We start from the raw sequence: 10,013 nt of genomic DNA, 5'->3' as shown, positions 1-10,013 counted from the left end.
CCTCCATTGAATTTGCATACTTAGTATGCGAATTCAGGAGGTGTTTTTTTCATGTGCCACTATTCGGGTTCACTTCAGGATGAGCGGTGTTTTTTTTGTTAAGTCGTTAAGGAAATGTTAAGAAACCAACATTACTATAGGCGTTGTATACGAAAGTGTACATGCATTAGAAATATGAAGGAGGAAATTTCCTATGAAGAAGAAAACAGTTGGGTATTTAGCGATTGCAGGTGCTTTATCATTCGGAATCATTGGGGGAGTCGGCATCCCGGCATTCGCGGCAACGAATACTCCAGCAGTGGATCAGTCTGCAAAAACGGCGAAAAAAGATTTAGATGACGCTACAAAACAAAAAGTAAAAACGATTATGAATGATACAAAGAAACAGTTGGAGGAGTTAGGTGTAAAGCTTCCAGAGAAAGAAAAACGTAAAGAAATGTTTGCGGGATTAGATGATCAAACGAAAGAAAAAGCGAAATCAATTTTAGAGCAAGAAAAGTCTGGAAAATTAACAAGAGAACAAGCAAAAGAAGAATTGACAAAACTAGGAGTGAAGTTGCCGGAAAAGGGTAAACACAAAGAAATGTTTGCGGGATTAGATGATCAAACGAAAGAAAAAGCGAAATCAATTTTAGAGCAAGAGAAATCCGGAAAATTAACACGTGAACAAGCGCAAGAAGAATTAACGAAATTAGGCGTGAAAATGCCGGAGAAGGGTAAGCGTAAAGATATGCTTGCTAACTTAGATGAACAGGCGAAAGAAAAAGTGAAGTCAATTTTTGAACAAGTTAAGTCCGGCAAATTAACGCATGAGCAAGCAAAAGAAGAATTAACGAAGTTAGGTGTGAAACTCCCAGAGAAAGAGAAGCATGAAGAAATGTTTGTGGGATTAGATGAGGCAACAAAAACAAAGGCAAAAGAGATTTTAGACAATGAAAAGAAACAATTAGAGGCATTGAATGTTGATTTACCGCACCATAAGTTTTTTATGAAAAAAGATGAGAAATAATTGAATGAATTCGTATCTTTCGTGTGGGCAACCGGAAGGTACGTGCGAGGACCGATTTCTGTCAGCAGAAATCGGTCCCTTTTAATGATTTAATAAAATTTTTTTCATAGTTAGTATGTATCCAAAGACGCAGTAGAAGATTGCAAAACCGATAAATACTTCTGTATATTGATATTTGCCTAATACATAGAAGGAAACAGCTGGTATAATAGCTACCGCTAAAATGCTATAACCAGGATACTTGTACCGATGCATGATAGCGAATAGAACAGAAAGAAATGTAGCGATGATACAAAAAACAGCAATCATTATTGGTGCACCTCCTATATGAATTATACCGTTTTTAGGGAATTAGAGAAGTGTCGTAAATTCTGTTATAATATAAGAAGAGAAAAATTTCGTATGTTATATAAAAAATATATTGATTTTTTCTAACAATTCAATATAATGAACAATAACTACAAAATTCGACATCAAGAAGTGATGATGAGGACACGATCAATTTTTTACGATTCTCAGAGAGGGAAGCCTTTGGCTGTGAGCTTCCTAATACGAAAAAATAGATTACCACCTCTGAACTGCAGCAGTGAACGAACATTTAGTAATTGCTTGCCGGCAAAAACCGTTATTTTAGACTTGAGAAATTGGTGAAGTGTGTTACTTTGCGAATTGAAACAAGGGTGGAACCACGAATATAACACTCGTCCCTTTTTTAGGGAGGAGTGTTTTTTTATTTCATTTTTGCATCACACTAGAATTGGAAGGAGGATAAGAAGCATGCATCATGATGAGAAGAACAAAATTGGTTTAACGGTAGCACTTTCTATTGTAGTAGGAACGATTATTGGGTCTGGTGTGTTTATGAAACCAGGCAGCGTATTAGATTACTCGGGGAGTTCTAATATGGCGATTCTTGCTTGGATAATTGGTGGTCTGTTGACGTTAGCAAGTGGTTTAACAGTAGCTGAAATTGGAGCGCAAATCCCGAAAAATGGTGGGTTGTATACGTATTTAGAGGAGATTTATGGAAGCTTTTGGGGATATTTATCAGGCTGGATGCAAACGATTGTGTATGGGCCAGCTATTATTGGAACGTTAGGGTTATACTTTAGTTCTTTAATGATTAATTTTTTCTATTTAGATAAAGTATGGAATTTACCAATTGCGATCGGAACAGTTGTGTTCCTTGGCGTTGTAAATAGTATGGGAACAAAATACGGAGGTATCGTTCAAACGATTACGACAATCGGAAAGATGATTCCAATCGTATTAATTGTTGTGTTAGGTTTTTGGAAAGGGAATAGCGACATCTTTAACGTAGTTGTGCCGATATCAGAAAATCAAAGTATCGGGATGGCAATTTTAGCAACGTTATTTGCTTATGACGGTTGGATTTTACTTGCTTCGATTGGTGGAGAAATGAAGAATCCAACAAAGCTATTACCGAAAGCAATGACAGTTGGGATTTTAATTGTAACAGCTGCTTACGTATTAATTAATTTGGCGTTATTGAATGTATTACCAGCAACGCAAATTGTAGAACTTGGAGAAAATGCAACAGCGACAGCTGCAGGAATGCTACTTGGAGAATATGGTGGGAAAATTATTAGTATCGGTATTATCGTTTCTATTTTCGGTTGTTTAAATGGAAAGATTTTAACGTTCCCACGTATCCCGATGTCGATGGCAGAACGTGGACAACTTCCATTTGCTAAGTTTATTGCGAAGGAAAGTCCAAGATTTAAAACACCAGCAAATGCGATTACTGTTGAAATCATTTTAGGAATTATTTTAATGATTATTAGCGATCCGAATAAGCTATCTGAGATTTCCGTATTCATTATTTATATTTTCTACGTAATGACGTTTATCGGTGTCTTCATTTTAAGAAAACGTAATAAAAATAAAGAGCGTGCATACAGTGTACCGTTATTCCCAATCGTACCAATCGTTGCGATTTTCGGCTCGCTCTTTGTAATTGGTAGTGCCATTATCAATGATCCGGTAAGTTGTTTCTTATCAATTGGAATTGTGTTTACGGGGCTGCCGGTATATTGGTATTTAAATAAGAAGAATAAAAATGAAGTGTCATGACTGAAGGGTAGGCGTATAATGCGCCTACCTTTTTTACTGTAAAAAAATTGTACTTGTGTTCAACTTCCATTTTGGTTACTATAATCGTAGTAACCAAAATAGAAAGCGTGGGGAAAGACTTGAATTTTCGTGTGTATATTTTAGCTATCGCGGCTTTCGTAGTCGGAACGGTTGAGCTAATTATAGGAGGAACGCTCGATTTAGTTGCCAACGATTTAGGTGTATCTATTAGTGCAGCTGGTCAGCTTATCACAATATTTTCAGTAGTATTTGCTTTATCAGGTCCTGTTTTACTAGCTTTAACAGGGAAATTTGAAAGAAAAACATTGTATGTTGGGGCATTATCAATTTTCTTAATCGGAAATATTATTTCAGCATGTAGTGTGAATTACGGGATGTTAATGTTCTCAAGGGTGATTTGTGCGGCGAGTGGTTCGCTTATTATTGCACTGTCAGTAACACTTGCTTCTAGCGTTGTAGAACCGCATTTTCGTGCGCGTGCAATTGGAATCATTTTCATGGGGATTAGTGGGTCACTTGTACTTGGAGTACCGCTTGGCCTTGTACTCGGAAATGCATACGGATGGCGTGCACCATTTGTACTCATTTCGATCTTAACAGTTATAGCAATCGCTTGTATTTCATTATTCTTAACGAAAGTACCACCGACATCGGTATTATCAATAAGAGAGCAGATTGCTACGTTAAAAGATAAAAAAATCGTCAGTGCACAGTTAACGTCATTCTTATTTTTAACGGGTCATTTAACACTATATGCATATTTAACACCATTTTTAAAAGATGTTATGCATGTGGAAGCGAATTGGATTAGTGTATTTTACTTCATCTTCGGAATCGCAGCAGTAATTGGGGGCGGCTTCGGAGGTTGGCTTGCTGATAAATGGGGATCGAAGAAAAGTATTATTTCAATTATTATCGTATTTGCGTGTGCGATCTTCCTATTGCCGATGATGACATTCTCATTCCCGCTGTTCATTATTATGATGGGACTTTGGAGTATGCTGAGCTGGGCTATTTCGCCAGCACAACAAAATTATTTAATTGAAATTGCACCGGAATCAGCTGGTATTCAGCAAAGTTTAAATAACTCTGCCCTTCACTTAGGAATTGCGCTCGGTTCAACAGTAGGCGGAGTTGTTATTGAGAAATCGTCTGTTATATATAATGCTTGGGTAGGAGGCGGCTTTATTATATTAGCGCTGCTTTGTGCGATTTTCTCGATTACGAGAGGACGTTCTACTCAGTTTGCGAAGGAAGAATCTATCGTTTGATAGGTTCTTTTTTATTTGTAAAAAATTGCAGGTTTTAGTAGAAAGGTAGAGAATTTGTATGTAGCGAGGTGATAGAAAATGGCATATGATTTAGTCGGAGTGATACTTAGCCTTATACCAATATTTGTGGTCGCGTTTATTTTTAGATGGGTTCGTTTCATCTATCAAAATTCAGAGAAACAAGTGGAGCAAAATGAGAAGATTATTGAGCTGTTGATGGAGATAAAGGAACAAAATGAAAAGGAGTCTAGGTGAACAGCTAGACTCCTTTTTTGTATGCAATTAATATCTCAACTTCATCAACAAACTCTTAATTTCCTCATCTTCCATAAAGAGATCATGGTGTTTCTGGGTAATCTTTGCAAGTGCAACGTCATGATAGAAAAATTCTGTAAAGAACTTTACGAAAGGTTGTGACATTGTTTTCATTGCTTGCCATGACTCTTGCTCTACACCAGCAAATAAAATTTCGCGGTCGTCAACGATGAGCAGTAAGTATCGCTCTAGCGCGTTAGGCTCTTCCGCTGGGATTAGAAAATGCATATTTTCTAAGTCTGTTTCGACTTTTCCAACTATAAGTGATTCGGTTTTGACGCCTTGTTTTGCTTTTTCTTCTAATAACGGAAGATATTCTAAAAGAGTATCATTCCAAGCTGAAATGCGAATTGATTCTTTTGCACTTTCGATGAGCTCTTTACTTTGAACGCGAATAGAAGATTGCATTTTTAAGCTCCATACACGGTCATCTGTAAATGATTTTTTCGATATAGTTGTCTCCAATTCTTTAATATTGGATTGAAATTCTGTCGTTAATTTTTCAATTGCTAGCTTGAGTGGTAATGCTGTATACATCTTTTTCTTCTCCGAAACAGAATCCATTACCATTCCTTTATCGATTAGACGTGCAAGCACTTCATATATTTTTGCTTTTGGCACGCCAGAATGCTTCACAATCGTTGTAGCATCTAATGGTTCGTTGCTTGATACGACAACTTCGTAAGCTTGGCTTTCATATTGTGAGAAACCGAATTTTTGTAACATAGTTCCCTCCGAACGAATGAGATTATAGTTTAAGGATAATGAACTATTTGTTTTTGCACAAGTGGTAGTCAGTTTTCTAATTGTATTAAGGTGAGAATTAATTTCAATTTTTTAATTTTATCCATTATACTTAATATAGTGATTAATATGATTACAATACAACAAGAAGGGTAATTAACTGTTACGATTTATTTAACAAATTATAACGAAAGTTAATTAAATATATCAGTAAGCCCTGCTAGTCAAGTGATTGGCTAGTAGTGAGGGTTAACTGCGGGCAATCCCTAAAGCTGATTGAACTACAACGTGGCTAGAAATGGCGAGCGTGAATGTCGCGAAAGCAGAAAAAATCAATCAGATGGTGCAAGGTTAAACCCTAAACACTAGAACAATGGGTCTTCCGCATCGAATCATCTAAGTCAAAAGTGATAAGATGAACGTTCAACGACTATCTCGTATAACTGACGAGAGTACACCACAAGCCTATGGTGGTGGAAAAATCCTCTATCTCTAAGTAGATAAACATATAGTCTGCGCTCATGTGAAAACATGAGAAGTTCATAAGAGAACTGGCTAAGGAATTGCGCCCTTAGTTGAACAAGATAAATTTGATTGAATCTATCAAACTTCATTGATTTTATCGAACATACGTGCTATGTTTGGTTCGATGAGGTGAGAATAATAATGAAATTTTCACGAGTTAGTCAAGTATCAGAATTAACAGGTTTGCATCCGAGTGGTCTCAGGAGAATGCTGGTGGAACACGCTACGATTCAGAAGAACAAATCTTTCATTAAAGGAGTTACATTCTGATGATATTGGCGAAGAAAGTTAGACTGATTCCAACGCCTGAACAAGAAAAAGTGCTTAGAAACCATGCTGGTGCTGCAAGATTTGCTTATAACTATTGTAAAAGAATGAGTGATAGATACTATAAGCTATTTGGAAAATCTGTTTCACAGTTAGCTTTACAGAAACGATTTACAAAGATTAAGAAGCGAAAGAGGTATGAGTGGTTAAAAGAAATCAATGCACAAGTTCCCAAACAGGCTTCAAAAGATTTTGATACGGCGAGAAAACATTCGTTCAAAAAGTACAAAAATGGTTATCACACTTCTTATAAATCCAAGAAAGATTTAATCCAAGGATTTTATGCCAATTATGAAAGACTGGTTATAGGAAAGAAAGTCGTTCATATTCAGTCTATTGGAGAAGTGAAAACAAGCCAACAACTACCAAGGAATAAAAAACCATCCAATCCAAGAGTTACCTTTGATGGTCGTCACTGGTGGATTAGTGTAGGGTTCCAAGAAGACTTTGAATCACAAGAACTAACGAATGAGTCGATTGGTGTGGATGTTGGTTTAAAAGAACTTTTTGTAGCTTCTAATGGTATGAAAGAACGAAATATAAACAAAGATGCTAAGGTTAAAAAACTTTTGAGAAGGAAAAAGTCAGCGCAAAGAGATATGTCTAGGAGATTTAAAAAAGGTGTAAAAATTCAATCTGCCGGATATGAAAAAGCGAAAGCTGAGCACCTGCGGTTATCTAGGAAAATTATGAATATCCGAAATAACCATATCCATCAAGCAACAGCTAAATTGGTGAAAACCAAACCAATGAGGATTGTTGTGGAAGACTTATCTATTTCGAACCTGTTAAAAAACAAAAAACTATCGAAGGCACTTTCCTTTCAAAAATTAAACTTCTTCTTTCAATGTTTATCATACAAGTGCGAGAAGTACGGCATTGCGTATGAAAAAGCTGATAAATGGTTCGCCTCAAGCAAGATTTGCTCATGTTGCGGCGTAAAATACGACCATTCGGTTCAACCAGAAGGACAGTGGAGTTTAAAGATTCGTGAATGGCGTTGTGCTTCATGCAATAGCTATCACGATAGGGATGTAAATGCTGCGATAAATTTATCAAGATGGGTAAAATAAATGCTTGATAATAGGAGGTAACGATACTGCCTCGTGTGGAGTGTTATACCCCTCGTCCCTTCGGGGTTGCGAGAACACGATGAAGCACTAACTCGTGTAAATTTGATTGAATTGTATAGATTTAGTTAAGTTTATCGTATCGGGATGCTTGGGGGAAGATGTTAAGAAGTTTACGTTTAAAAATTGCGGTAGTATTTTCGGTACTTATTTCTATGATGTTCGTAATATTAGGTACAGCTATGTATGAATTACAGAAAGAGAAGGAAGTGCGCTCCTTAGACCAGTATTCTCAAAATACGATGGATCTTGTGACAGAGCAACTTACGACATTTGTTCAAAGAACGGATGAAGATATGGGGTATTATGCGAACAGTGAGATGATTCGTAATATGCTTCAAGACGGAGTTACTCCAGAAGAGGAAGCATTTTTGACGAAAGAGTTTTCGGAGTATAAAAAGAACCATCCAGGCATTTTAGACTTATATATTGGTACGAAAGATAAAAAAACATTAAGTGCCAATCTTGCTGAAGGTGGAAAAGTGCCAGAGGGATATGATCCAACGACAAGACCTTGGTATAAAGACTCAGAAGCTGATGTGAAAACGGTTCACTGGGGACAACCTATGTATGAAATTGCAACAGGTAAGTTAAGCGTGGGAGTTTCTAAAGCAATTACAGCTCAAGATGGATCTGTATTAGGTGTTGTGGCGATGGATGTATCGCTCGGAACAATTCAGAAATTACTTCATAATATTCAATACAATAACGGCGGAGAAATGTTTATTATAAATGATAAAAATATGGCTCTTGTTTACCCGGAAAAGATAGGGAAAGATGTTTCGAAAGAGCCACTTGTGCAGAGTTTAAATAAAGATGTAACAAAATATGCTGTCACTACATTAAAAGGTGAAGAGGTAGTTGCATATAGTCAGTCATTTGATTTGATGAAATGGAAGATAGGAATTTTTTATCCGAAAGAAACAATTGATGGGCTATTACATAGTACGAGAAATACAGTCATTATAATGGCATGTATTAGCTTATTCGTTGGAATCGTAGCTTCATACTTGTTCTCACGAAGATTAGCAAGACCACTGCAATTATTAACGAATCACGTTCAAAAAGTAGCAGAAGGTGATTTAACGTTGCAAATGAAAGTGACAAGTAAGGATGAAGTTGGAGAACTGACGAACCATTTTAATCATATGGTTGAACAAATGAATGAAATGGTAAGCAAAATTAAAAATAGTGTATCAACCGTGCAACAATCAACGAATAATCTACATTATTTAACGAATGAAACTGTAGCAGCTAGTAAAGAAGTGTCAGGTGCAATGGATGACGTGAGCGGAGGAGCTTCTACGCTCGCTAATAGTGTAGATGAAGTTTCAGAGCAGCTCGAGAATATGGCGCAGTCAGTGGAACAAATGAATAACTCTGTTGGTGAAATAAAAGGAGTAGCTGGTAAAGCAGAAGAGGCATCTAAGCAAGGATTAAATACGATGCGAAATTTAGTTCGTACGAGAGAACAATCCTCTTCAATTGTCGTTCATACAGAGGAAGCATCTGGAAAGTTAGAGCAAAGGGTTGGATCGATTCAAAATGTTGTAGAGCTTATAAAAGGTATTTCGGATCAAACGAATTTACTTGCTTTAAATGCTTCAATCGAGGCGGCACGTGCGGGTGAACAAGGTAAAGGCTTTGCTGTTGTTGCGGAAGAGGTTCGAAAATTAGCGGAACAATCAAAAGAAGCAACAGTAGAAATTGCGACGATGATTGGTGATGTACAAGTAGAGGTAAGAAGAGTTGTAGAAGTTGTAAGTAAATTAAAAGACATTGCGGATATACAAAATAATGTTACGACAGAAGCAGAGGCGGAATTCCGTACAATTATGTCAGTTGTAAATACAATTAGTACTTCAGTAGAGCAAATCGTAGAAGAGGTACATAACATCGGTCACGAACAAGGAGAAATTACAGCGGTCATGCATACAATTGCTGGTACGAGTCAAGAAAGCGCAGCTGTTTCGGAAGAAGTAAATGCTGCAACTGAATCACAAGTGAATCATCTAGAAAAGGTAGCTCATACGATGGAAAGCTTGACGGAGCATATGAGAGACTTGGAAAGATTGGTTGAGCAATTTAAAATAGAGGAATAACAAATTAGTAAAATGATGCGTATTTCGGTAAAATAGATAATGGATATATAAGAAGCAATTATAGGAGGAAGACTACTATGGCAATTGTTGACGTATCGATTATTCCAGTAGGAACAGGTAATCCAAGTGTTAGTGAATATGTAGCAGAAGTACAAAAGGTGCTAGAGAAAAATGCAGATCGCGTGAAGTATCAATTAACACCAATGAATACAATTATTGAAGGAGATCTTCCTGTCATTCTAGAAGTAATTCAACAAATGCATGAAGTTCCATATACGAAAGGTGCACAGCGCGTTGCAACAACAATTCGTATCGATGATCGTCGTGATAAAGTAAGCACAATGGAGAAGAAATTAAACTCTGTTCGATCAAAATTATAAAGAAAAGCAGCGATCTTCGCCATAGCCATCAAGTTTAAAAAATAAGTCCGATGCCTTTTGGCATCGGACTTATTTTTTAAAACTTGAGAGTAGAA

The 10,013-nt window shown here is 36.8% G+C and carries 10 protein-coding genes and 1 other annotated feature; of the genes, 8 read left to right on the top strand and 2 right to left on the bottom strand.

What is annotated here, in order from left to right; genetic code table 11:
• Nucleotides 1-193 precede the first annotated feature (193 nt).
• Nucleotides 194-1,009, top strand: coding sequence for a hypothetical protein (locus PDQ33_RS26865; RefSeq protein ID WP_061131773.1), 816 nt, complete (start codon nt 194-196; stop codon nt 1,007-1,009).
• 81 nt (nt 1,010-1,090) lie between these two features.
• On the opposite strand, the gene PDQ33_RS26860 is transcribed toward PDQ33_RS26865, so the two are convergent.
• Nucleotides 1,091-1,318 (bottom strand): hypothetical protein, encoded by a 228-nt coding sequence (locus PDQ33_RS26860; protein ID WP_000562242.1) that lies wholly within the window; start codon nt 1,316-1,318, stop codon nt 1,091-1,093.
• Between the two features lie 165 nt (nt 1,319-1,483).
• Nucleotides 1,484-1,721, top strand: a binding site (T-box leader).
• 65 nt (nt 1,722-1,786) lie between these two features.
• Between PDQ33_RS26860 and PDQ33_RS26855 the strand changes: the two genes are divergently transcribed.
• From PDQ33_RS26855 to PDQ33_RS26845, 3 genes are all read left to right on the top strand, one after another.
• Nucleotides 1,787-3,103, top strand: a complete 1,317-nt coding sequence (locus PDQ33_RS26855; RefSeq protein ID WP_061131772.1) for an APC family permease — start codon at nt 1,787-1,789, stop codon at nt 3,101-3,103.
• Between the two features lie 107 nt (nt 3,104-3,210).
• The gene (locus PDQ33_RS26850; RefSeq protein WP_136800465.1) at nt 3,211-4,395 is read left to right on the top strand and encodes an MFS transporter; all 1,185 of its coding nucleotides are present in this window, start codon (nt 3,211-3,213) and stop codon (nt 4,393-4,395) included.
• Nucleotides 4,396-4,473: 78 nt separating this feature from the next.
• Nucleotides 4,474-4,650, top strand: coding sequence for a hypothetical protein (locus tag PDQ33_RS26845; protein WP_052737355.1), 177 nt, complete (start codon nt 4,474-4,476; stop codon nt 4,648-4,650).
• A 27-nt stretch (nt 4,651-4,677) separates the two neighbouring features.
• Here the strand turns inward: PDQ33_RS26845 and PDQ33_RS26840 are convergent, their stop codons facing one another.
• Nucleotides 4,678-5,436 carry a TrmB family transcriptional regulator gene (locus PDQ33_RS26840; protein ID WP_000939491.1) on the bottom strand — a complete coding sequence of 253 codons (759 nt, stop codon included), beginning with the start codon at nt 5,434-5,436 and terminating at the stop codon, nt 4,678-4,680.
• A gap of 684 nt (nt 5,437-6,120) precedes the next feature.
• On the opposite strand from PDQ33_RS26840, the gene PDQ33_RS26835 reads away from it, so the two are divergent.
• The 4 genes from PDQ33_RS26835 (at nt 6,121) to PDQ33_RS26820 (ending at nt 9,918) form a co-directional block, all read left to right on the top strand.
• Entirely contained in the window at nt 6,121-6,249 is a 129-nt protein-coding gene (locus PDQ33_RS26835) for a hypothetical protein (protein ID WP_000672782.1), read from the top strand.
• Entirely contained in the window at nt 6,249-7,379 is a 1,131-nt protein-coding gene (locus PDQ33_RS26830) for an RNA-guided endonuclease InsQ/TnpB family protein (RefSeq protein ID WP_071742144.1), read from the top strand. The genes PDQ33_RS26835 and PDQ33_RS26830 overlap by 1 nt, the downstream gene beginning before the upstream one ends.
• 158 nt (nt 7,380-7,537) lie before the next feature.
• Entirely contained in the window at nt 7,538-9,538 is a 2,001-nt protein-coding gene (locus PDQ33_RS26825; RefSeq protein ID WP_000946338.1) for a methyl-accepting chemotaxis protein, read from the top strand.
• Between the two features lie 77 nt (nt 9,539-9,615).
• Complete coding sequence (locus tag PDQ33_RS26820; RefSeq protein ID WP_001018860.1) at nt 9,616-9,918, top strand: MTH1187 family thiamine-binding protein; 303 nt, start codon at nt 9,616-9,618, stop codon at nt 9,916-9,918.
• Nucleotides 9,919-10,013 lie beyond the last annotated feature (95 nt).

Source organism: Bacillus cereus group sp. Bc031 (genome assembly GCF_027716265.1).
Taxonomy (GTDB): Bacteria; Bacillota; Bacilli; order Bacillales; family Bacillaceae_G; genus Bacillus_A; species Bacillus_A paranthracis.
The sequence above is the reverse complement of the archived record's forward strand: the minus strand, read 5'-3'. Positions and strand labels throughout refer to the sequence as shown.